The sequence below is a fragment of the Halococcus sediminicola genome (assembly GCF_000755245.1).
GTDB lineage: Archaea > Halobacteriota > Halobacteria > Halobacteriales > Halococcaceae > Halococcus > Halococcus sediminicola.
In genome coordinates this window covers 60876-84091 of record NZ_BBMP01000024.1, presented here as the reverse complement: position 1 = coordinate 84091, position 23216 = coordinate 60876, and the positions used below count along the sequence as shown (strand labels likewise).

The 23216-nt window shown below is 59.5% G+C and carries 20 protein-coding genes and 1 pseudogene; 11 read left to right on the top strand and 10 right to left on the bottom strand.

Features of this window, described 5'->3' with window-relative positions:
• Window positions 1-122: 122 nt before the first annotated feature.
• On the bottom strand, window positions 123-1100 hold the full coding sequence (locus ACP97_RS15590) for a formate/nitrite transporter family protein (protein WP_049998764.1): 978 nt from the start codon (window positions 1098-1100) through the stop codon (window positions 123-125).
• Window positions 1101-1608: 508 nt separating this feature from the next.
• Here ACP97_RS15590 and ACP97_RS15585 point away from each other — a divergent pair.
• The 3 genes from ACP97_RS15585 to ACP97_RS15575 all read left to right on the top strand — a co-directional run bounded on the left by ACP97_RS15585 (window position 1609) and on the right by ACP97_RS15575 (window position 3068).
• On the top strand, window positions 1609-1914 hold the full coding sequence (locus ACP97_RS15585) for a putative quinol monooxygenase (protein ID WP_005041122.1): 306 nt from the start codon (window positions 1609-1611) through the stop codon (window positions 1912-1914).
• 109 nt (window positions 1915-2023) lie between these two features.
• Window positions 2024-2290, top strand: coding sequence for a DUF433 domain-containing protein (locus tag ACP97_RS15580; RefSeq protein WP_237561208.1), 267 nt, complete (start codon window positions 2024-2026; stop codon window positions 2288-2290).
• Between the two features lie 325 nt (window positions 2291-2615).
• Window positions 2616-3068: a ferritin-like domain-containing protein gene (locus ACP97_RS15575; RefSeq protein ID WP_049998763.1), complete on the top strand. Its 453-nt coding sequence runs from the start codon at window positions 2616-2618 to the stop codon at window positions 3066-3068.
• A gap of 371 nt (window positions 3069-3439) precedes the next feature.
• On the opposite strand, the gene ACP97_RS15570 is transcribed toward ACP97_RS15575, so the two are convergent.
• The 6 genes and pseudogenes from ACP97_RS15570 to ACP97_RS15545 form a co-directional block, all read right to left on the bottom strand.
• On the bottom strand, window positions 3440-4243 hold the full coding sequence (locus ACP97_RS15570) for a TrkA C-terminal domain-containing protein (RefSeq protein WP_237561207.1): 804 nt from the start codon (window positions 4241-4243) through the stop codon (window positions 3440-3442).
• A 69-nt stretch (window positions 4244-4312) separates the two neighbouring features.
• A complete protein-coding gene (locus ACP97_RS15565; RefSeq protein ID WP_049998762.1) occupies window positions 4313-5452 on the bottom strand; it encodes a zinc-dependent alcohol dehydrogenase in 1140 nt (379 codons plus the stop codon).
• Between the two features lie 253 nt (window positions 5453-5705).
• On the bottom strand, window positions 5706-6665 hold the full coding sequence (locus ACP97_RS15560; RefSeq protein WP_049998761.1) for an NADPH:quinone reductase: 960 nt from the start codon (window positions 6663-6665) through the stop codon (window positions 5706-5708).
• A 110-nt stretch (window positions 6666-6775) separates the two neighbouring features.
• Window positions 6776-7441, bottom strand: a complete 666-nt coding sequence (locus tag ACP97_RS15555; protein WP_049998760.1) for a hypothetical protein — start codon at window positions 7439-7441, stop codon at window positions 6776-6778.
• Window positions 7442-7716: 275 nt separating this feature from the next.
• Window positions 7717-8295 (bottom strand): type 1 glutamine amidotransferase domain-containing protein, encoded by a 579-nt coding sequence (locus tag ACP97_RS15550; RefSeq protein WP_049998759.1) that lies wholly within the window; start codon window positions 8293-8295, stop codon window positions 7717-7719.
• Window positions 8296-8452: 157 nt separating this feature from the next.
• Window positions 8453-8704 (bottom strand): annotated as a pseudogene (locus ACP97_RS15545) (glutathione-dependent formaldehyde dehydrogenase); the annotation flags it as partial.
• A gap of 111 nt (window positions 8705-8815) precedes the next feature.
• On the opposite strand from ACP97_RS15545, the gene ACP97_RS15540 reads away from it, so the two are divergent.
• The 4 genes from ACP97_RS15540 (at window position 8816) to ACP97_RS20040 (ending at window position 11387) form a co-directional block, all read left to right on the top strand.
• Window positions 8816-9400, top strand: a complete 585-nt coding sequence (locus tag ACP97_RS15540; protein ID WP_005041100.1) for a DUF7437 domain-containing protein — start codon at window positions 8816-8818, stop codon at window positions 9398-9400.
• Window positions 9401-9418: 18 nt separating this feature from the next.
• On the top strand, window positions 9419-9952 hold the full coding sequence (locus tag ACP97_RS15535; RefSeq protein ID WP_049998757.1) for a hypothetical protein: 534 nt from the start codon (window positions 9419-9421) through the stop codon (window positions 9950-9952).
• 836 nt (window positions 9953-10788) lie between these two features.
• Entirely contained in the window at window positions 10789-10911 is a 123-nt protein-coding gene (locus ACP97_RS21085; protein WP_272913457.1) for a hypothetical protein, read from the top strand.
• A 230-nt stretch (window positions 10912-11141) separates the two neighbouring features.
• The gene (locus ACP97_RS20040) at window positions 11142-11387 is read left to right on the top strand and encodes a hypothetical protein (protein WP_154020044.1); all 246 of its coding nucleotides are present in this window, start codon (window positions 11142-11144) and stop codon (window positions 11385-11387) included.
• Window positions 11388-11391: 4 nt separating this feature from the next.
• On the opposite strand, the gene ACP97_RS15525 is transcribed toward ACP97_RS20040, so the two are convergent.
• The 3 genes from ACP97_RS15525 to ACP97_RS15515 all read right to left on the bottom strand — a co-directional run bounded on the left by ACP97_RS15525 (window position 11392) and on the right by ACP97_RS15515 (window position 15565).
• Complete coding sequence (locus ACP97_RS15525; RefSeq protein WP_237561206.1) at window positions 11392-12993, bottom strand: hypothetical protein; 1602 nt, start codon at window positions 12991-12993, stop codon at window positions 11392-11394.
• A gap of 81 nt (window positions 12994-13074) precedes the next feature.
• A complete protein-coding gene (locus tag ACP97_RS15520; protein ID WP_161782638.1) occupies window positions 13075-15093 on the bottom strand; it encodes a DUF7282 domain-containing protein in 2019 nt (672 codons plus the stop codon).
• Between the two features lies 1 nt (window position 15094).
• Entirely contained in the window at window positions 15095-15565 is a 471-nt protein-coding gene (locus ACP97_RS15515) for a helix-turn-helix domain-containing protein (RefSeq protein WP_049998753.1), read from the bottom strand.
• A 205-nt stretch (window positions 15566-15770) separates the two neighbouring features.
• On the opposite strand from ACP97_RS15515, the gene ACP97_RS15510 reads away from it, so the two are divergent.
• The 4 genes from ACP97_RS15510 to ACP97_RS15495 all read left to right on the top strand — a co-directional run bounded on the left by ACP97_RS15510 (window position 15771) and on the right by ACP97_RS15495 (window position 22971).
• Window positions 15771-16412, top strand: coding sequence for a hypothetical protein (locus tag ACP97_RS15510; protein WP_154020042.1), 642 nt, complete (start codon window positions 15771-15773; stop codon window positions 16410-16412).
• A gap of 430 nt (window positions 16413-16842) precedes the next feature.
• On the top strand, window positions 16843-17952 hold the full coding sequence (locus ACP97_RS15505; RefSeq protein WP_049998751.1) for a hypothetical protein: 1110 nt from the start codon (window positions 16843-16845) through the stop codon (window positions 17950-17952).
• A gap of 17 nt (window positions 17953-17969) precedes the next feature.
• Complete coding sequence (locus ACP97_RS15500) at window positions 17970-22682, top strand: helix-hairpin-helix domain-containing protein (RefSeq protein WP_049998750.1); 4713 nt, start codon at window positions 17970-17972, stop codon at window positions 22680-22682.
• A complete protein-coding gene (locus ACP97_RS15495) occupies window positions 22675-22971 on the top strand; it encodes a hypothetical protein (protein WP_049998749.1) in 297 nt (98 codons plus the stop codon). Before ACP97_RS15500 ends, ACP97_RS15495 begins: the two co-directional genes overlap by 8 nt.
• Window positions 22972-23216 lie beyond the last annotated feature (245 nt).

Sequence of the window (23216 nt, the reverse complement as noted above, 5' to 3'; positions counted from 1 at the left end):
CGTAATTATTTTGTCGTCAGCGGTGGATTGGTCAGCCAGCAGCGTTTCCATAGGTGAATACAGCGCGCATATTCAGCGCCACCCCACTTAATGGGGATTTGCAGGTTGTACACACTACAACGTCACCTGGTTGTGTCGGATTCCTCCTCGGGTCCACCACCGTTTTCCGGTAACTGGATGCCCGGCCTCGGCGTTTCGAACGGGCGACCGCCTTTCAAACTAAATAGCATCTCCCGGGTCGACAGAACCCGAATCTCCGGATACCGGCGTTTCTCGGCTTGCGCGTAGCTCGCGAGCGCGACCAATACGACGCCACCAGTCGTGTTGCCAAGCAAGATCGGAAGCCAGAACTCATAAATCAGGGTGAGTACCCCCGGACTCGGCGTCTTGAGGAACACGACGAAGAGTGCTTCAGCGCCCGAACTCACGACGTGGTACAGGTTAAGAACGGGAATCGTGAAGAAGACGAGATAAGTGATTACGACACGCGAGATTGTGTCTCGCGTAGCCGTATGGAGCCACACCACGCCAGCAACAAGCCACCCCGCGAACAGGGCCTTGAAGAACAGGTCCCACCAGCCCAGTTCGAGGCCGTGCTGGAGGAATTCGGCTCCGACCTCCATCTCTGCCGGCGTAAGTACGTGCGTGTTTGCGAGGATGAACGCGCCGAACGCGGCACCGATGACATTCGCCAGCAGGACGACGCTCCACATGCGTAACAGCAAGGGGAGACTGGCCAACCGGGTTAGCACTAGCTTGACCGGTGGGAGAGTGGTCTCGGTGTACAGTTCGTACCGTCCGAGAATAATATACATGAACCCGATCGGATACAGCACCGCGGCGAGGAATCTATTGTTCGGGAACGTCGCGGTCCCGACCGTGTAGCCGATGAACGTCAAGACGATCGCGAAGCCGGCTGTGAAGCCGCTGAATAACAGTTCCGAGAGCGTGTTGTCGATCTCCTCGTCGGCGAACGCGAGCAGCCGTTGATGGATTTCATCCCACGAGAAGCGATCACCGAGTGCCCAGCCCGCTGTCGGGACGCCGGACGCAGCCCGGTCCCGGACGACTGGTGGCGAGTCCTCGGGTTCGTCGCTCATGAACGCACTCCAGACAGCAACTGCCGCGGTTCGACTGTATTCGGAGTCGGGTCCGCTCGTCGGACGTGAATAGTCCGGGATTCCGGACCGAGATGAAATGGTGGTACCATAATGTCTCTCCCCGAATATGGGTGACAATACGTGGCAGTATGAAGTTTATGTGCGGCGGGCGAGGACGGCTTCCGGCGCTCGGACGTATAGCGTTCCGTTATCACGTGCATGCGGGTTAGGGCTAACTGAGTGGTGACTAATTCCTCTGAAATATCATCACCCCGACTATATCCTTTGGATGACACCAGTGACAGCCGTCGCTAGCTGCCGACGGCTGTCGCCAAAACCGTGGTTTCTTCGCTCGTTGGACCTGAAACGACGTATCTCTCCATTCTGCTTCCATTTGCTCACAGCAGGCTGAGCTTGCGCCGTCTACACACCTCGGTTCAGTACCCCTCACAGAGGTCCCGCTCCCCGTGGCTTTATCAACTCAGAACGCCACAGGTAAATCGACACCATGACCGATGCGAACGTGGCGCTGCTCATTCGAATGGAGGCACAGTCCGGAAAAGAGTCGGATGTCGAGGAGTTCCTTCGCTCGGCGCTCCCGCTGGCCGAGGACGAACCCGACACCACCACGTGGTTCGCGCTCCGGATGGGCGAATCGACGTTCGGTATCTTCGATACTTTCCCGGACGAATCCGGCCGGGAAGCCCACCTCTCGGGCGAGATCGCCGGTGCGCTGGAGGAAAACGCGGACGAACTCCTCGCGGAACCGCCCCAGATAGAGGAAGTCGAGGTTCTGGAAGCGAAGCTTCCCTGATTCGAGGGACCGGAACTCGAACCTCCCGCTGTCGAGTTCCCCGGTCGATTCGGACGATCCTTTCCCCGCGCGAAGTTTTAATCCCGGCGGGACCGTAACGACCGACGGGATGGCACAGCAGACCGCCCGCATCGTGAAAGGCGAGGACGTGATGGGCGGCGAACCGCGCATCGAGGGCCGTCGCATCAGCGTCCGACAGGTCGCAGGCTGGGTCGAGAAGGGCGACCTGTCGGCGAAGACCGTCGCCGACCGCTATGACCTCGACATCGCGGACGTGTATCGCGCGCTGACGTACTACCACGAGAACCCCGCGAGATGGCCAAGGTGCGTCGCCGCCGCCGAGAGCAGATACGTGCCGCACGGGAGCGCGGGATGAAAACGCTGGCCGAACTCGAACGAGAAGCGCACAAGGAGTGAATGGTGTATCCTGTCCCGTTTCGACTATTTAAAGCCGGCGTGCGCCCGTCACACCCGGACTGATGGCAAGCACGGTCGAATCCCAGACGAGGCGGTCACCGAAGCCAACGGTCCCTGACGAGTCTCACTGATCACGGACCACTGTGAGTGAATTCTACTCGCTGCTCGAATTACTGCGATTTTCCACTTCTCAAAGACGATTGGCTCACCCGCAGATCAACACTCGACTTAGATGGGGCACGGACCCCATATCTATAAGATTCTGCATTGAGTAGCGACAGCGTATGACAAACGAACAGGTGATAGGGCTGCTCCGAAGCGCCTACAACGACGAGATCGAGACAGTGATGAATTACCTGACGAACGCGACCATCCTCGACGGGGTCAGCGCAGAAGAGGTCAAAGAGAGCCTCCGAGCCGACGCGAAGCAGGAAGAACTCATTCACGCTGAGCGAATCGGGAACCGACTGAAGGAACTCGATGCCCAGCCCCCGGCTTCATTCGAATTTGAGCCGGAACAAGAGGCACTCCAACCACCGGAAGACACGGCTGACGTGCTCTCGGTCATCGACGGGGTGATCGAGTACGAAGAAGACGCAATCGATACGTATCGGTCGCTCATGGAAGCTGCCAGAGAGGCGGACGACCCGGTCACCGAAGACCTCGCCATTGATATCCTCAGCGACGAGGAATCCCATCGGAGCGAGTTTCGCAGTTTCCGGAAAGGCTACGATTAAGTGACGATTACATGACCATCCTGTCTCGTGGGTGACAACAATATCGTTCAGGGGATAAAATGCTTCGTGAATCGTTATGATGACTACTGTTGGAGGATAGTTAGGAACGACTCCAGATTGAGTAAGAGCATCAGTAGTTGAGATAGACTGTTTTCGTGATCGTGAAAAATCGAGTCCCGAGTCCCCCTGTTCGCGGTAGGTCTCGCTTGAGGAGGCGTCTTCACAGTCCGGTAGTAGGTCACGCCCGCACCTGTTCATCGTTCGGGGATTACTCCTCTTAGTCATACAGTTCCCCCCAACCTGTGGCGGACGGACGGAAGCGGTAGGGACGAGTCTCGTTTGCGTTGGACAAGACGATTCTGGAACCTCGGTCATGCAGATTGATCACGCGCTTCGAGGCGGTCTTGGTGGTCTTCGACCGCGTCCTCGCGCGCTTGAGTGTCGGTCTCGTGACGGCCCGAGAGTTCCTGTAATCGGTCTTCCTGTCCGAACAATACGAGTGTGTCGTCAGGCTGTTTTTCCACATCGGGCCCCGGCACGCCGATATACGTGCCGTCGGCGCGCTCGACGGCCAGCGGGAGCACGCCTTCGGCGGGGAGGTCCAACTCGGCTATCGACCCCGCGGTGAGCCAGTCCTCCGCATCGACGTCGATCTCGGCGACGCGATAACCGTTCCGTAGCCCGAGCACCTGCGTATAATCACGCAGACGCAGGTCTGTCGTGCGGGCGAGCGTCCGCTCGATGAGGGGTGTGGTGACTCGTTCGACCCATCGACTGCGCGCGAACAGGTAGACCACGACAGCGCCACCGACGATGAGTGCAATCGTCCCGATGTTGTTGTTCCCGCTACCGGTAAACGAGAGCGTGAGCGAGGCGATACCGCTGATGATGCCGACGCTTCCGAGGCGGATGAGCCGTTGAGCGATCTTCCGGCGTCCGAGTGATTCCGTGATGACTTCCGCCTCGTCGGTCGTGAATCCCGCGCCCGAGTACGCCGACGCGGCTTGAAACGAGGCGACGTCCGACGACATCCCGGTCATCCTGAACGCGATCGACCCGATCCGGACGATCAGCGCCGAGAGCGCGAACACGATGAGGAGCGATAGGATGGGGTAGAGTGCGACCATCGTGTGACAGTGGTGGTCTATCGATATGACGGTATCCGTCTCGTCCATCGCCACATTCGGCGTCGATGGGCGCGTTCGCTCCCGTGGCATCGACCACCGGGTGTGTACCGGACGCCCTTATGGTGTCAACACCACCTTGATGCAGTCGTCCTCCTTGTCACGGAAGGTCTCGTAGAGGTCGGGACCGTTCTCCAGTGGCTCCTCGTGAGTGATGACGAACGACGGGTCGATATCGCCGGCCTCGATGCGCTCCAACAGCGGGTCGAGGTAGCGTTGGACGTGGGTTTGGCCCGTTTTCACCGTTATAGCTTTGTTCATTAGCGGGCCGATCGGGAAGTCGTCCATCATGTCGATATAGACGCCCGGCATCGAGAGCGTACCACCCTTGCGACAGGACTTGACCGCCTGCTGGAGCACGTATGGTCGGTCCATCCCACTATAATCCCCGTCGAGACCGTGGGCCTCCGACCCGACCGCGTCGATGCACCCGTCCGGCCCCCGATTTCCGGTCATGTCCATCAGACGGTCGTAGACGTCTTCGTCCTCGTAGTCGATGGTTTCGGCCTCGCCGTGTTCGCGTGCCATCTCCAGCCGTTCGGGCACGCGGTCGATGGCCACTACCCTGTCAGCGCCGAGCATGTGAGCACTCTGGATGGCGAACTGTCCGACTGGTCCACAGCCCCAGACCGCAACGGTATCACCCTCGTCGATATCGGCGTTTTCGGCACCCATGTACCCCGTCGGGAAAATATCCGAAAGGAAGAGTACCTGCTCGTCGGGCAGGTCCGAATCGATTTTGACCGGACCGACATCCGCATACGGCACGCGCAACTGCTCGGCCTGTCCGCCTGCAAAACCGCCCAGCATATGCGAGTACCCGAACAACCCGGCCGGTGAGTGGCCCATATTCTCGCGGGCCATCTCCGCGTTTGGATTCGACTCGTCACAGAGTGAGTAGAGGTCGTTCTCGCAGAACCAACACGAGCCACAGCTAATCGTAAAGGGGACGACCACGCGGTCGCCTTCTTCTATGGTTTCGACATCGCTGCCGACTTCGATTACTTCACCCATCGGCTCGTGACCCAGCACGTCGCCCTCTTGCATCGACGGCATATACCCATCATACAGGTGGAGGTCCGAGCCACAGATGGCGGTCGCTGTAACATCGATTATCGCGTCGGTCGGGTTCTCGATCTCGGGTTCGGGAACGTCATCGACGCGAACGTCCTCTTCGCCGTGCCACGCCAGTGCTCTCATTGGCTTCCCCCGTTTCTCTCGTTCCTCGGAGTCTCCACTCCCTGCCGTCTTCGTTTCGTGCGTATGTCCTCCATTGTATGGCCCTCGTTATCGAAGAACACACAGGTGTCACCTAAAGAGAGGGCCTGAACTTGCAAGGGGGTGCTTCGTTCGTACACACCATCGAACTTCAGATCGTGTTCTCAGTTCGGAAACGGAAAGCAGTCCGGTCGAACAACGGGAGACATCGTTCACCAACCACGAAATCCCTGAATTACGGACGGACGACGAGTTTGCCGACGTAGCCGCCCTCGGTGACGGCGCGGTGGGCCTCGCCGGCCCCCTCGAAATCGTAGGTCTCGGCGATTTCAGGGTTCAGGTCGCCGCGTTCCACGAGGCGCGCGATGCGACGGAGAACGGGCTGGCGATCAGGCGTGTTGGCGATGGCCATCCCTTTGATGGTGGGTTCCTTTGCTTGCAGCGGCGCGTCCTCAACCGCCGGAATGCCGCCCGTGATGGTGATGATGCGTCCATTCTGGGCAGCAACAGTCAAATCGAGACCGAGGTAGTCATCGAGGCGATGGTCGAGAATCACGTCAACGCCCTCGCCATCGGTCGCCTCGTGGATTTCATCTGCGAGCGTCTCGCTGTCGTAGTCGAACGCCGCGACTGCGCCGAGGTCGCGGACCTGTTCGCGCAGTTCCGCAGAGCCAGCGGTTGCGAGCACGTCAGCACCCATCGCCGCACTCAACTGGACAGCGGCGTGCCCGACGCCGCCGTTCCCGCCGTGGACGAGACAGTATTCGGTGGGTTTGAGACCCGCGTGTTCCACGAACGCCATCCACGCGGTCACGCCCACGTTCGGGATTGCACCACCAACCTCGAACGAGACGCTTTCGGGGAGATGTGCCACCTTCATTGCTGGAATCGTGGCGTATTCGGCGAAGGTCCCACCCTCACCGTGTCCCATCCCGCCGGCGAAAACCCGGTCGCCAGCCGCGAATTCCTCGACTCCATCGCCTACCTCCGCGACGACCCCTGCCGCGTCGCCGCCGGGAATCGCCGGGAGCGACACGTCGCCGTAGCTTCCCGACCGAAACCTCGCATCGACCGCGTTGACGCTCGCGGCCCGAACCTCCACGAGAACCTCATTTTCCTCGGGGGTCGGTCGGTCGATTTCGTCCACTTGCAGTACATCCGGCCCGCCGTGCTCGTGATACCGAACGGCTCGCATACGTGGCGGGTTCGGTGGCAGCGGATAAAAACGGTCGAGGTACCCGGTCCACGATCCTCTCCGTCAGCGATTCTGCTGGGATTTTCGTTTCAGAGAAACACGACTTGTTATCAGATGCGCTCTTCGTCTTCCTCGTCGCCGACGAATCGCCATTCGTCGTCCTGTTGTTCTACGTCCGGCAGCGCAACCAAGCCCGGACGGACGACTTGTTGCCACCAGCCGTCGTCCGGGGTTTCGTAGCCAGCGGGGTTGTCGGGAAACACCTCCGTCGTGATGTCCTCCTTCTGGGCGGTGGCACCCTCCCGAAGGTAGCGATACGCCGCCCGGAGCGCCGCGCGCCGGTCCTCCTGTTTGTCGGGCGTCCCCGGCAAGTCGATTGCTGCGATCAGGTCCGTGGTCGGTTCCTCCGCATCCCCGACCGATTCGTCCTCTCCCATCCCCACACCTCCAGACTGAGTATCCGTCCGGCGCGACGACGTTTCGAGGTCGGTGTCGCTTGCGGCCTGCGCCTCGACACTCGTTTCGGTTGCTTCGTCAGAGGGCGAGAGGTCGTCTTCGACGCCGGGCGCGATGGACCACACCGTCCCGCCCGGAACGCCCTCGCTGTCGAGGAGGCTGCGCTCGTAGAGGTCGTCGAGGCGGTCGTTCAGGTCGTCGCGCTCCATCGGCAGGTCCTCGGCCACCTCACGGGCGTGTAGGTCGGATTCGTCGCGCCGAACGAACACCGTCAGGATCGCCTCGTCGCTCACCTCCGGTTCGCGGTCGGGTGCTCCCATACTCGCCGTGGGACCGGGATAGTATTGAACCTCCGGTCTGCGTCGGCGGGTCGATAGCTTCGTACTCGCATCGATGCGTGACAGCGCACAGAAACCCGATCATCACCAAATGCGGACGGTGTACTCACCGGGACTGTCTTTAACCTTTAGAATCAGCCAGCAAGCTGCAACCTGCGATTACTGCTACACTGAGCAGCAGTGTTAACTTAGGCAAGCGTTCCAGACCCGGCCGAACGTGCCGAAGAATTCGTCGGTCGGCGCTCGTTTTCACCGATTCAAACGTCTTCGGTCTCGCGGTCCTCGTGTGGGCCTTCTTCGATTTCCTCGACCACTTTGTCACAGAAGGCATCGAGGTCGTTGGGGTTGCGGCTGGTCACCAGCCCCTCGTCCACGACGACTTCCTCATCGACCCACTCGCCGCCCGCGTTGCGGATGTCGGTTTCGAGGCTGTGAAAGGAGGTCAGCGTCCGGCCATCCACCACGTCGGCCTCGACCAACGTCCACGGACCGTGACAGATGACACACAACGGTTTCTCGGTCTCGAAAAAGTCGTGGACGAACCCCACCGCGTCGTCGTCGGCCCGGAGCTGGTCCGCGCCCACACAACCGCCCGGAACCACGAGACCGTCGTAGTCCTCGACGGAGACCTCGGAAAACGTCCTCTCGACCTCGTATAAGCCACCGGGATTGATGTCGCCGTTGACGGTTTCGACGTCGCCGGTCTCGGCTCCGACCACATCGACGCTCGCCCCGGCGTCCTCGACGGCTTCTTTTGGGTCGGTGAATTCGACCTCTTCTGTGCCCATCGGTGCGAGAAAGACCGCGACGCTCTTGCCTTCGAGTGAATCTGTCATTGTTTGTCCTCATCCCTACCGACGCATACGTTCTCAATAAAACGAACGCCTGATTTTGCAACGCCGGAATTCGTTCTTTGAGGAGCGCCGAATCGGCGGTTCGCTACGCCGCTTGACTGACCGGGTTTTCATGTATCGAATCGTCGTTTTCCCTTCATCAAGGTGTCAGCACAACCTTGATGCAGTCGTCGTCCTTGTCGCGGAAGGTCTCGTACATCTCGGGTCCCTTCTGCAGTGGCTCCTCGTGGGTGACGGCGAATGACGGGTCGATATCGCCGGCCTCGATACGCTCCAACAGCGGGTCGAGGTAGCGCTGAACGTGTGTTTGACCCGTATTCACCGTCAGGGCTTTGTTCATCAGCGGACCTGCCGGGAAGTCGTCCATGGAATCGACATAGACGCCGGGAATCGGCGGCACTTCGGTGACTACTAAGGATTCGACACCGCCCTGAGGTCCTTCTGGTGTGCTCCGAAGCTCTCACCCCAAGGGTTATTACTCAATACACGAATCATGTATTGTATGTCGACAGCCAAAGGCGATCCCGAACGCGCCGTCGACGGGTTCATCGCGGTCGCAGATCTTCTCGACGAGCCGCGCCTCGCCCGTCTCTATACACACGTTCTTCGGAGCGACGACGTGACTATCGATGAGATCGTCGCGGACCTCGGCATTCCGCGAACGACGGCCTACTCCGACGCCGCGTCGCTCGTTGAACTGGGCGTGCTCACCCGCGATGAGACACAGAAAACCCATACCTACACCGCGCTGTCTGTCGTGCTCACGACGATTCTTGACGAGGATGAGTACACTATCACCCCGACACTCATCGACGCGATCGGCCGGGCCCCCCGAGACCCGGATCTCAGCCTCCTCGTCGAAAAGCATGGCATCGGCAAGCTCGCCGCCGCACTCACCTATGCGATTCCATATACAGAGGGCACAATGTCCGAACGCGTTGCTGCTCGCGAACTCGGTCTCCAGCCTGCGTTCGGGATCGCTGTCCTGCACGCTCTCCGAGAGGTCGTCCTCGACATGCAAGAGCACGATCCATACTTCGATCGGATCCGGAACGCGCGAGACAACCCACCCCGCGAGGACGGGTAAACGAGAACTCATCCTCGGATGACGGAACTCGACACGGCCAACGCCGGGAGTTCGGCGTGGATCGCCGATACCGGCCTGTTCATCGCGTGTGGACGCCAGCAGAACGATAAGTATACCGCACTGGCCCGCTTCGCACAACGGCACGACAGGACGTTCGTTATCCCCCACCGCGTCTACGATGAGCTGGGTGGGGCTCCCGAGCGAAGTACACCCGACGAAACACCGATCAACACTGCCATCGATGCTGGCTGGGTCCGGGTCGCTGATCCCCTCGACTACGCGAATCCCACAGTCGCGACGGTCATGGACGGCGTTCGCGGCTACATCGCGCGGGCCTCGAACCGTAACGAGGATACCATCGAAAAAGCCGATACAGCGCTCGCCGGTGTTGCCGTCCAGCTTCTCGACGCCGATGAGGCGGCGTATATCTACCTCGTCACGACCGACACCCATGCCGGAGAGGGAAGCGTTGCTGCTGTCGAAGACGCCGGATTCGACGGCCAGATCGAGGTCGTTGACGGCTTTGAACTCATCGAGGAGATCACGTCGTAGAAGCCGATTCTGGAGCAGCAGCGACCCGTAGCGACAGGGCTACTAAGCGTACTCCGAGAACGACGCGCCGAGGTGATTCACCGCTCTGTGATGACGGACTCAGAAACGGACGCTACGGCATATCTGGATCGCCGGTGACGATCCAGTTGACGATTCGATCAACAGTCCTGAACCCGCGTTTGTTCCACGCACCGCTTTCGTCCGGTGCCGGTTTCTCTGGATTCCGCGGGACGGAGGAGTTGCGTCTTGAACGATCAGTACTCTCGGTCGAACTCAAATCGATATTCACAACGCGGGCGACGAACCGCTCGGGGATAGTGAACCCATCTGGAGCCCCTGTACCACTCGCTCCCCGAGGGGGTTTCTCAGGGTCACGGTCGATTTTCCGGCTGGCTCTGGACATACCAGCCAAGAGGTGCTCCGTGGACTTAACTTGCTGTTATCCAGAGCACCTCTCACAAACAGTCGGTGTTGGGCTAATCGGCGTGAGCTTGGACGGAGTCGAGGATTTTTCGCTATTTCCCTTGTCGTCTAATCTATTGTTTCTGCCTCCGTCAGATATTGGTGGTTTTTTGCATCTTCTTATCATGATTCGGTGTCCGAAAATTGCTGAAGGAATTTCTGGACGTGCTGGGCATCGTGTTCTTCCATCGTAATGTTCGATATCCAGTTCGCATCAGCCGGTGATGACTCCAGCACGACTCTGCGTTCCCGATTCTGAATCGTCCGGACGATTTCCCGGCGTGATTGATACAACTCGACGAGTTCGTGCTCATTACCACTGAAACGACCGATCAGATAGCGGACGAAGCCGCACGCTACATCCAGACTGACGAATGACTGACGACATCCATTCATTTGATGACGGAGAGCAGCGACCGAACGACACCCAGCACGCGGTCGAAACCTGCAAGCACGCTACTGATGCGCTCGACCCCGCCCCGCAAGACTCGGCATAACAATTATCACTGACAACAAACGAGAGAAACGCATGGCTTCCGATCACTATACCGACCGTCAACCGAGCCAACGTGAGGAATGGCGGGCGACGAACCAGTACACTTCCCATGCACCCTCCCACCAAGAGGAACACAGAGAAAGGGCCTCGGAGCAGTCTGCCAACCGGCCCCCTCCCCACCACGAAAGGTGGAGACCCCGAGAGCAGTACAACCAGCCACCGGCTCAGCGGATGAAGCGCGAGAGCTTTCTGTCGCGTGCAAAGCGAAGGGCTGGGTTTTGGCTTGCCGCCATCCCCGGTATATTGGTGATTTTCGTTCTGGTCGCTGTGGTCTATGGGACCGCGGACAGCATGGGACTCATCGATGCAGACATGTGGATGGTGAATTTCGGAATGATCTGTGGATTGGTTGGAAGCTGGTGGCTCTATGGTCAGTTCCTCAAAAAGAAGTTCGGCTATCCATCTATATTCCGGTAGTCGCCTAATCGCCCGAGATGAGACTTTTCGCAGCCAGTATCACGAAGCCAAACAGCGAGACGAGGAAGAGAAAGCCGAGTGTCATGACCTGTGCGACACCAGCCGCCAATTGGCCGATCCAGTTGCCCTGATTCGGAGATCGCCGAGCGCCAGAGCCGGTGCCGCTGTAACTCACGTTCGGTGCCGGAAGTGAGCTAATATTCCCGCCCGAGCCGACCTTCCCCGGCTTACTCAAACCGCTGCCACTCGTACACTGCTTGCCGAAGCTCACTCCATCGCTGATTTGCGCCCCGCTGATACTGTCTGGCCCCGCATTCGGCAATTGAATGCACGTGCGCTGAATACGCGACTGTGGCCGACCCTGCATTTCCATCACACCACTCGGTGAACGTCCGTCGATGAGACACTGATCGACCAGAATGTTCGTCGCTGCTGGAGCCGACGGGTTCTCCCCGAGGAACACCGGGCGGTCGAGGTGGTTCGTAATGTGGCAGTTACGAACGATACCGGGACCGGAGGCGCTCTCCCAGTCGAATAGCGCCGCACCCTCGCGCATCGATTTAGCGACGACCTTGAGATTCTTGAACGTCGCCGGGTCAGTTTGGTTCCCGTGTTTTGCATCGACGCGGACAGCATAGACGCCTTGATGGCCGATCTTGAACGGTCCTTTGTCCGACCACTGGCGGTCATCGAGCAGCATCGACGCGCCATCGACGATTGACCCACCGCCGATTCTTGTTTGTGCGTTGAAGTTGTTGATGAACGTGCCACCGCGAACTTCGACGACACCCTTCGTTCGGCCCGAATACATCCCGTTCGACCACCCAGAAAGCGTGGGATTGACCATCTGAATCGTGCCTTGGTTTGAGCGGCCGACCCAGACGCCCATCGGCGCTCCGAGGCGGTTTTCCGGCGCGGATTCGGGGAGGTCCGCTTCATCGTGCGTGCCGGCGGCTGTTCCGCCGATTGCTTTGAAATTCGTCACGCGAACGACCGAATCCCCGGTCTTTGCGATAGGTGAGAACATCGCGTCAACGCTTGGATTGTTACCTGTCGGTCCGACGTTCGATTTGGCTGGTGCGTAGCCTTTGATGGTCACGTTTTTCGCGTGTACGACGCCGCTTTCGGCTTGGATGCCGAGTTCCTGGACGACACCCTTCGCGCTCTGGTCAATCGTAATGTCGCTAATGAGACTGCCCGACGGCAGCACGAAGATGAAGCTCTTGGTCTCCTTTCCCGCTGGAATCACGAACGAACAGCCATTCCCAGCGATCTCGATAGGCCCATTTGGTCGAACGGTGATTTGTTCTGTGAGTTGAAACGTTCCGTCGCTCGGAAACGTGATGCGGGCGTTCGAGAGACCTGAGAGCGCTTCACCAAGCTCCCCATTGACCGGTGTTTTCCCCGATGGGTCGAGTCCGATGTCTTTCACTGCATCGACGGTCTGCTCTATCGCCGGGCGCTGCTGCTGGAATCGGCGGCCAACGTCGGCTATCGCTCGCTGTCCTTCCGGTGAAATCTGCCCGCCCGTCCCGAGTGCTTGAAGTGAGTCCGAAGATGGGCGCGTGTCGGGCTGACGGCTGTCCGCTCCGCGAACGGTAGGCATACCTGTTGCGGCGGCTCCGACAGCTCCGCAACCAGCGAGGAACTGCCGACGCGAAAGCTGAATGTCAGCGTCGGACATCGCTCAGATCCGTTTGCGGAGGGTGAAGAGCGCCCAAATCAGTCCTGCGAAAATACTGACCAGTACGACGAGAAGTATGATGTCGGTGAGACTCAGCGATCCCCCTGAATCACTCTTTGCCGCTTGTGACTCAGAGTTGTTCGCATTCGCTGGGCCTGCCTCTCCAGTCGTCGTCATCGGTGTCAGCGGTGCGCCTTCCTCGACGATTCGTATCCGCTGGGTGTGATCGCCGACTTTGATCACGTATTCACCCGCCGCGTCGTACGAGTGGGTGAACGTCACTGTTCGACTTTCCTGCGCGAATAGTGCGACTTGCTGGGTCTCGACAGCTTCTCCCGCTGTGGCAAGCGCGAGTTCACCGTCGAGGCGTGAGTCGCGGGGGTTGGTGATTCGTGCCGTGACGGTCACTTCATCACCGACGTGTGCCGTTCGGTTGCTCACCGAGAGATTCGTGATCTTGAACGAGGTCGTGGTATCAACCGGTGTCGCGGTCGATGTTTCCCTGCTTTCAGTGGCACTCTCAGTACCTTCGACCGCAACATCCGCCATGTCGTTGACAATGACCGACTGGTTGCCCGTCCGGTTTTCGTAGGCCGTATCTTGGAATCCATCGCTGGCGATGTAGTCGTAGCGCTGATTGCCGTTCGTGTCGCGGTAGGGGACCGCGATTAGCTGCTGGTCTTCTTCAACGGCTCCGTCGAGCAGCGGGACGCTCACGCCGTTGTGCTGGCCGGCTTCGAGATACGACGTGACACCGACGGCGCTTTCGAGCGGGGCGCTTTCCGGTGGGAGATAGCTATCGTTGTGAACGACGAGGAACCCGCCGTCAGGCAGTCGAGCGCTTTCAATCGTCACTGAGTCACTTTGAACAGTCTGGTTGCGAACGCTCACCGACGCCTGCTCGCGGGTCTCGGTCGGGACCGTGACACCTGCCGAGTCAGCAACCGGGCTTCCGTCGATGGTGTAGGCCGTGTCGTTTGCACCGACCGACGCAATGAAATCCATCCGCTCGTTGCCATCCGTATCTCGGTGAATCATCGCCGTGAGCGGCTCCGAAGCGTTCAGCCGGGAGCGATTCAAGCCGGGATAGTTGCCCGGCGGTGCATTCGAGATGTCGATTGTGACGGTCGAGTAATTGCCCGGTTTGAGATACTTCGAGGTGGCGATGATTGAGGACTCAGCGGATGCTGCGCCGGTCGTGTAGCCGCTGCTGTGGATGGCAATGAACCCACCTTCGGGGAGTGTCACACTCTCGACGGTGACGTTCGTTCCATTCGACGTTTGATTGGCGAACGCGACGGAAGCGTTCGTCTCGTTGGCGCTCTGTCCAGCAGCGACACCGACGGGCGAGAGGTCAAACGATGGAACGCACTCATTGGGATGCGACGTGGATGGGCCACTGGCGAGCGGACATCCTTGCGGCACACCTATCCCGCTGCTGAGGACACCCGGCGCAGCCGTCACGACCACGACCACGAGCGCGAGAATGCCGAGACCGAAGAGCACACTATTCGCGGTCGGACTGTGCGAACGGAGTGGCGAGAGCGAGACGCGGCGTGACGAGACCGGCAGAAACGGTCTGATTCCGGCGACAGTGATAACGTCGCCAAGCAAGTGAACGAGGACACCGAACACGCCGACGGCGAAGCCGAGGCCAGCAAGCGCCTCGCTATCGAGAGTGTGAAACAGGCCGATAAGCTCTCCCACGATACTGTCATCGATTTGCATTGGGAGTGAAACGAGCGTGGCAACGGGACGAGCCAGCAGCCCGTTCAGTCCCGCTGCAAGAAGCCATCCACCCACGCCGAGGAGGCTGCCGACGACGAGCGCACCCAGCAACGAATGACTGATCCCACGATGTCGCAACCCCGGCAGCCAGAAATCGTTGTCAGGAACCGGTTCAACGCAAAGCACGCCGAGCAGTCCGCCGAGCGCGAGGGCCGGCTGTCCACCCCGGAGAAAGATGTACGCTACGGGCGCGTACGCGAGCATTGCAATTCCAGTGTGGCCGCGGCGATGCATTTCACTCATCCCCACTCTGAGAACAGCTATTTTCATTTGCGCCACCATCGGCAGCAAGTTCAGCCTCGATTTCGGTTTCGAGGGTTTCGATTTCAGCCCGGAGATGAGTGGTCCATTCGGTGAGTTGATCGTCGAGATACTGCTTCATCTCCTCGACGGGGGCAGGCTCATACACGTACCCCCGCCCACCGTTTTCGAGGGTTTGGTGCTCGCGTTCAGCAAGGTTGACCTCGTGGAGTCCGCGGAGTGAGCGGGCGACATAGCGTCGGTGCTGATCGAGTTCGTCTGCAAGCTGATCTGTCGAGCTATGTGGCTGGTCGGTGAGGGCAAAATATGCGCGTATCTCGCCCTGCTTGAGGCCGAAAATCGCTCGCACGACTTCTTGTGAAGTCTTGTTGGGCTGTGGAAACAGTTGGCTCAAGTCGGGATGGAGGTCTGCTAACGAGGCCGAGTCGCTTCCAGTATCGCACATACACCCCTCTCTTTTCCAATGCAGGATGTGAACTGTGCGTCGTGTATTTTGATATTGAATTTAAACTGGTATATCACCCCCCCCCCCCTTCAAAACAGTCAGAATAATATGTAGTTCAAAATACACTCGAACAGATTTTATCCTGTACTGGGAGAGAGGGGTGAACATCAACACCACCCGCAAGAAGGTGTCCAAGGAAACAACTATGTCAGACGAAAACACCCGCGAGCGCGTTGGACTGTCCGTCGAGAAGGCAAAAAAGCAGTATCCACGCCTCGCAGCACTCGCCGCACGTCTCGCAGCGATGTATCACCGCACGCCGGTTGATGCTGACCGCGAAGCAACGCTCCGTCGGTACGTTCGCGTGCCCGGACTCGTAGTGATCGGCCTGTCGATGCTGGCGGTGCCGGCGGCGGCCCAACTCGATCAGGTCGGTCAAGCGCTCTGTAACAACGGCATCGGTCAGATTCTCTCAATCGTGTTCGCCGCCGCGACCCTCTATTTCCTCTTCAAAGCCATCTTCAGAGGGATGTCCGGGCTGGACAAGAAAGGGTCGAAGAAGCCCCAAACCCAGCAGGAGGGCGACAACCAGTTGATGGGAGCGCTCTATTCGGGTGCAGCCGCGTTCGCCCCGCCGATCTTCGCAGCCATCCTCGAAATCATCGGCGTCAGCACGATCTCGTGTTTCGACTTCAACGTCGGCGTGTTCGGCGGCGGGGCCGGGATGATCATGCCACTGCCGGTCAGCGGCACGCCGCTCGATCCGGTGATCGCTGCTGTCGGCCCGATGGGAGCGCAGGGTCTCTCGTTCGCAGCGCTCGCTGCCGTCGGCTACGTCCGCGCCTAACCAACTCGTTCTCTCACCAATCCAGATGTTAGAGTCAGATTCGTGTCGGTCGGCAGTGCAGGTATCCGCCCTCCTCGTAGTGCTCTGTGTCGTTCTCGGTGTTGCCGGCGGTGTAGTGTTCGTTGATCCGGTAAGCGCACAGGCTGGGAACGGAACGAACACGACGAATACCACATCCACTCCCACCTCCGGTGAGCAACTGAGCCGTCTCAATGGGTCGAATACGACCGGAGGAGGTGCTAACCAGACGACACCGCTTGATGCGTCGAACCAACGTAACCAGACCTCACCCGGTGCTGGTGGAGCGAATGCCGGACTGACGGGCGGAAACGTCAGCGAGAGTGTTTCTGGAAACGGAAGTAGCAGCGGTGGGGGCGGTGGGAAGTGCGGTGTGACGAATCCCGGCGCGTGCATACCCGGACCCGGTGAAATGCTCAGCGGGTTCGTGAATTTCATCGAGGATTCGGTCACGAAGAATGTGAAGAAGTTGATCGGCGGATTCAATGATATTTTTGTCGGCATTCCGGCTCCGGGCGATGTCGGCGATCCAAGCACGTGGGCCAGCCCGGAGAACGGCTGGTGGCCGGACATCTACGAAACGTACTACATCTTCATGACGTTCGCTGCGGCCGCTCTGCTCCCTGCGATTATGATTGCGATGGACCGGGCCGATCCATACCGCCGTGAGAAGGAATTGAAGCGCCTTGCCGGTCATGGCGTGATGATTCTCCTCGGAGCCTTGCTCGTCATGCCGGCTTCGCTGCATCTCTTCGACGCGGTTTCGACATCACTCGCACCATCTGCGGGTGAGTTCCTTGATTCAGCGGCCGGCGCTGGGAAGCTCAGCGTTGGCGTCATCCTTACTGGTGCGTTATCGCTCACACAGTCAACGCTTGTCCTGATCGGTCTTGCGATCATCGTCATGATCTACGTGGCGATTCACATTCTCGCGGCGTTCTGGCCGATCTTCTGGGTCGCCCGCCTCGCACCAGTCTCGTCCATCAAGTGGGTTGGCAACGCCGGCATCGCCAGCTTCTACGGACTGTGTTTCTTGCGCGTGTTGCAGTCGGGGATGCTGCGATTCCTCTTCGGTCTCTCATGGGACCCCATTGAGGCTGGTATAGCGACGGCATTCGGGTCGGTGCTGCTCACCATTGTCGGACTGATTTTCGTCTTCATCATCTTCCCGAAGGCGTTCGTTCGGAAGGGCGTCCCGGCGTCAGCGATGATTTCGGGCGGGTCGCAGGCGATGAAGAAAGCGCCCGAGCGCTACGAAAACTCCCGTGAACGCATCGGCAACGTCAAACAGCGATTAGAGAACGTTCGCGGTGGAGGCGATGACGGGAGTACCACCAATGGCAGTACCTCTAGCGGAAGTACGACACAGGTCGGATCGGTCGGTTCGACAGCAGCGTCGAACGACCATCATAGCGCCACTGTTCGGCGCGTTGGCGAGGTAACGAGCGACAAACTCCGCGGTGGCGTCGATGCATCGCAGGTTGAGCGCCGCCGCCACGACATCCACGATCAGTTGGATTAATCATAGAAATCATACCAATGAGCAAAGCAGTTCAGAACTCAGACGAAGAAGAAACGAACCGGAGTCCGGCACAGATCATTCCACAGCACGTTGATACCGCGATGAAGATCAACGGGTATCCGGTGAAGAAGTTCTTTATCGGTTTCCTTCCGGCGATCCTCTGTGCGCTCGCAGGCGTTCTCACGGTGCTCATGAGTGGCCCGTTGCTGCTCGCGGGGGTGTTCGTGTTGGTGTTCGCGCCGATAGCGCTCGTTCTCGGCGGCTGGGTCGTCATCAAGTCGAACTGGCATACGCCACCGCGTGAGCGCTTGCGAAACTGGCGGCGCTACCGCCGACTCCGGCGGTCGATGCCGTGGAATCATTCCGAGACGGTCGCTCACGACCTTGCTGGCCTTGCAGAGATTTATGATGATGGGACGGCCCGGATGACCGACGGTCGTGTCGTTGGGCTTGCTGACATCAGTGGGCGGGCAACCGACCGAATGACCGGCTTTGACGCGAACGAGATCGTGAACCAACTCGGTGGGCAGATCGATGAGACGATCAAGAATTTCGGCTTTCGCTTCTACACGACTACGCTGCATACATCGGACGCGGACGCGCTCACGAAGCCGTATCACGAGGCTGCACGGAGTGAGCGCCTTGAGGGTCGTGTGTGGACGTACGTGCGCGCGATCTGTCGATCACTCGCGCAGTGGCGAAGCACCACTGACGATCCTGCATGGGACGCACCCGAGCGTCGGCATTACATCGTCGTCGAGGCGACAGCTGACGACGCCCGCTCATTACCTTCGCCGTCGATACGCGCTCGGCTGAGTCCGTTCCGTTCGTCAGAGGACGTGACCGAGCGCCAGCGCCGCCGCGCTGCTAAGCGTGAATTGCTCTCGCGGCTCTCGAAAGTCGAGGGGGCCATCAGTAATGTCGAGGGACTCTCGGCCGAGCGTATCTCGCCGGACGAGCACGCGCAGATACTCCTTGATTATTGGACTGGCGAGAATCACGCTCCCGACGACGAACTCGAACGCGTCTTCCGCCGTGAGCATACCGGACCGACTGTCTGGCCCCCTGCACGGACCCAGAACACGCCGAATAGTGACATTCCCATGCCGGGGGATGAGCGTGAGGACGCTACTGATATGGCTCAGAGCGAACCCGGCGATGCAGACGACGATCAAGAGGGCGAAACGCTGCGTGCTCCGGGCAATCGAACCGCCCGCGAGCGCTTGTTTGGACTGTTCGATGGGGTTGCCAGCAGCGACGAGGCGAACGGTGCCGACAGCACTGGTCTATCATCTGACGACGAGACGCCGGCTCAGCGGTTGCTCGCCCCCGGTATCTACGACGTGACCCGCGATTACGTGCGCGTCGGCGACCAACTCTGTCGCACCTACTGGATCAGTGAATGGCCGGACGAACCCGATTCACTTTACTGGAAACCCATCTACACGCTGTTCGGTGCGGAACTCGATGGGGGCGACCTCAATCCCGAGACAGACATTCCGGTCGATTTGGACGTGTCTATCCACGTCGAACCGGAGGACCGGGACGCCGTGATGAAGGAACTCTCGAAGCAGTGGGGGTCAATCGGTGCAGAAGGCGTCCAGCGTTCCGAGGGCGGGGGTGATGTGACCGCTATCGGCGTCGATGCTGATCAGGACATCTACACCCAGATGTACGAACTGCTGCGAACGACGAACGTCCAGCCGTGGCGCGTCAGCGCCTACGTGACTGTCCGTGCCGGACAGAAGCAGGCCATCGAGCAGTTCGAAGACACGCTCCGCGACTATGCCTCGCTGGATGCTGCGAAACAGGACGCACTTCGCGTGCGCTCTGAGCAGATTACCGACCTGCTCGAAGCCGCGCCGACGAACTGCTATCCCGTGATGGCCGGCGATCTCCACCATGCAGCGTTCGAGGCAGGGTCGCCGACCGGCCGCAACACCTTCGCACAGATCGGCCGCCGCGACCTCAAAACCCAGTGGATGCTCGGCGATGGCGTGGCAGCCCTGTTCCCACCATGCTCTGATACCATCCAAGAGGAGGAGGGCATCGAGTGGGGGCGCAATGAGCAGGACGGACAGGTTATCAAAGCCAATCCGTTCGAGCGCGGTCTCGCGCCGCACATCATCACTATCGGGACCTCTCGATCAGGGAAGTCCTACTCGGCACAGAAAGCGTGCCAGCGCTGGTATTCCGAGGACGAAGACCGGACGCTCATCGTCCTCGACACGCAGGGCGAGTTCGACGGCTTGACGAAGGCGTTGAATGGCAAGCACATCGTACTCGGTGGGCGGGATGCGGTCAACCCGTTCTATACGGAAGCGCCGCCGGAGCACGCCAGCCACTCGGGCGGGCAGATGAGTCCGTTTACGATGAAGGCCGACAGCATTGTGCAGTTCATCAAGGCACTCGTCCGTACACAAGGGTACGACCCGTCGATCTTCCACAACACGATTGAACAACTCGTGCGTCGGACGTTGATCGAGGCGGGAGCCGACCCGCGAGACCCGTCATCGCTTGCCGAAGCGGACGCGACCATGCGTGATTTCATCGAACTGTCCGAGAAAGTGATGGACGAGCCGAGTTCGCTTACACTCGGCACTCACGACAAAGAACTCGGCAAGAAAGCCGACAAGATCGCCGAATTACGTGACGCGCTCGGCGGGTTCATGGAGGGTCAGAAATACGAATATCTGCTCGATGAGGACGCGACCGGCCTCATGGATGACGACGTGGACATGGCGTACCTCGACCTTCGGCAATTCCGGGATTCGAGTTCGGCAGAGAAGTCGGCCATGTTCCGGCTCATGCTGGATCAGGTCAACCAGAAGGTCAAGCGCACGTCCGGTGAGACGATCTTCCTCATCGACGAGGCGCACTTCTTGCTCCACTCCGAAGAGATGGTGAACTGGTTGCAGAAAGCCGCCCGTGAGTGGGCACGCTACGATGCTTGCTTGTGGTTTTGCTCGCAATCGCCGCGCGAGTTCATCGCACAGACGACGGGCGGTGCTGGCGAGAACAAACGCCGGACGATCTATGAGCAGTGTTCGACGGTCCAGTTCTTCCGCACGCGAGGCCTCGATACTGACGACGAGGCAGACGACATCCTGCCGAAGTTCGGCTTGAACGAGAAGCAGGTGAACCACGTCAAGAAGGGGATGCACCCCGGCAAGGAAGGCGACTACTCACAATCACTCATCCAGTTTGACGACCGCCCTGAAAGCTGGTTCCCACTGCATATCGAAGCATCGCCGGTCGAGGATGCTGTCTGTACGTACACGCCACGCGAGGACGGCGACTTCGCGGCGTACATGGAGGCACAATGTGGTATCGAGCCGCCGGAGGAGAGCGGCTATACGCCGCCAGCAACTGCTGTTCCAGTTGTTCCCGGCCCAGCAGAGGTTGATGAGGAGTCATCACCAGCGGCTACAACCGCTCAGACGGCAACCGCGGACGGTGGGACGCTGACTGGCCCAGTCGGCAACAGTACGAGCGAGAGCGGTATCAACGGCCGGCGAGCCAGCGATACAGACGCGGCCCATGATTTGCTCACTGTGGACCCGAGCACTCTCGGCGAGCGCTCTGGGTCAAACGGACACAGTAGAACGAGCGTCGAGCGGATAGAAGCGCCAACGTATGACGACAACGACAACGCAAACGACAACAGTGCGCCCGCCAACGCCGGCAATGATACTCTCTCCGAAACCTACGAAGGATCGGATTGGGTGGATGATGCTGCTCTGTACGATGCACACGCTGAGTCTGAGCCAGAGGACGACGTCATGGCATCCACGGGAGCCACGGCGGCTGAAACTCCCGCTCCGACGCCCGGCGCTATCGAAACAGCGGAGACGAGTGACGCAGGTACACGAGAGGAACCAGCCACAGAAACGGAGAGCAAGCAGGACCCAGACCCGGATGAGTCCGAGGAAGAGAACCCGGCTGTAGAGGTTGAGTTCTCACCGGAGGGCGCATCTGAGAATGGCAGCGATCCAAGTGGGCACCGTGAAGAAGAGGGTGCGACTGTTGACGAATCGGACTGGGAAGGTGAGGTGAGTCGGCGAGGGCTACTGAGCCGGTTCAGAGGCAGCATCAGTTCTGCTTTCGATCATCCGGCCGCCGGGAAAGCCCAACCAGAGCTTACTGACATCGGTATCGTGGATACGGAGAAAGCCACCGCGTTGCGTGAAGCCGGCTTCGAGACGGTTACAGAGGTCTATACGGCCGAACCGACCACGCTCGCAGCGGTCGAGGGTATTGATGAGACGAATGCGGCCTACATACAGGACGTGGCCGAGCAAGCGCTGGAGTCTTCGGAAGCGTCTGTGCCCACGACCGCAGATGAGACTGCCGATGCTGGTGAGGCCCACACGGAGGACTCTCACGGTTCTGAAACCGGCGAGAGCAGTGAGCAGTCAGTCGAGGAAACACAGCCATCGGATGCTTCCGACGGCGATGAGAGCGCCGATGCAACCGAGCCAACGTCCGAGAGCACCGACGGTCAACCTGTGCTCACGGACATCCAGCAGGTCGGCGGCAACCGAGCCAATATACTCCGCGAAGCAGGCTATGGGTCAATCAGAGACGTGGCCGCAGCCGGTCAATCTGCCTTGACCGATGTCGAAGGTATCGGCGAGGCGCGGGCCGAGACGATCACCGAGAGCGCGATCAGCCTTCTTGACGAGTCGGCGGAATCCGACGAGGGACCTGCAACAGCCGATCATGACTGAGGACAATCGACGATCTACGACTGACGACGCATCGGACGAACAAACATTCGAGAGCACCGTTTCCGACGCTACTGAGTTCATCAAAGAGATGTACGACAACGACGAAACGACAGTCACGTTTTTCGATCCGAAAGGTGTCCCTGATAATCACCACGAGCAGGACGAACAGGTCAGTACGACCGACCCGTTCGACCGTGATCTCCCGCCACACATCACTCTCGGAGAATCACGAAGCGGGGTGACTCATTCGACCACTCAGGACGACTCTCCCACGGAAGGTGGCGAATAATGCAACTGTGTGCCTATTGTGGCGGAGAGGTTGGTGAAAGACCCTATCGCCGTCATGACATTGCTGGCGTGTTCTGCAACCGAACGTGCGCTAACCGCTATCAGGGGTAACGGGGATGCAGACACTCACGCGGTCGAGAAAGGTATGTCTCGCTCAATTGGCGGATGAAGAGATCACGAACGAACACGAAAATGGGCGATACTGATAGCAACATTGGTGACCCGAGTAGTTACGCCGGAGGTGCC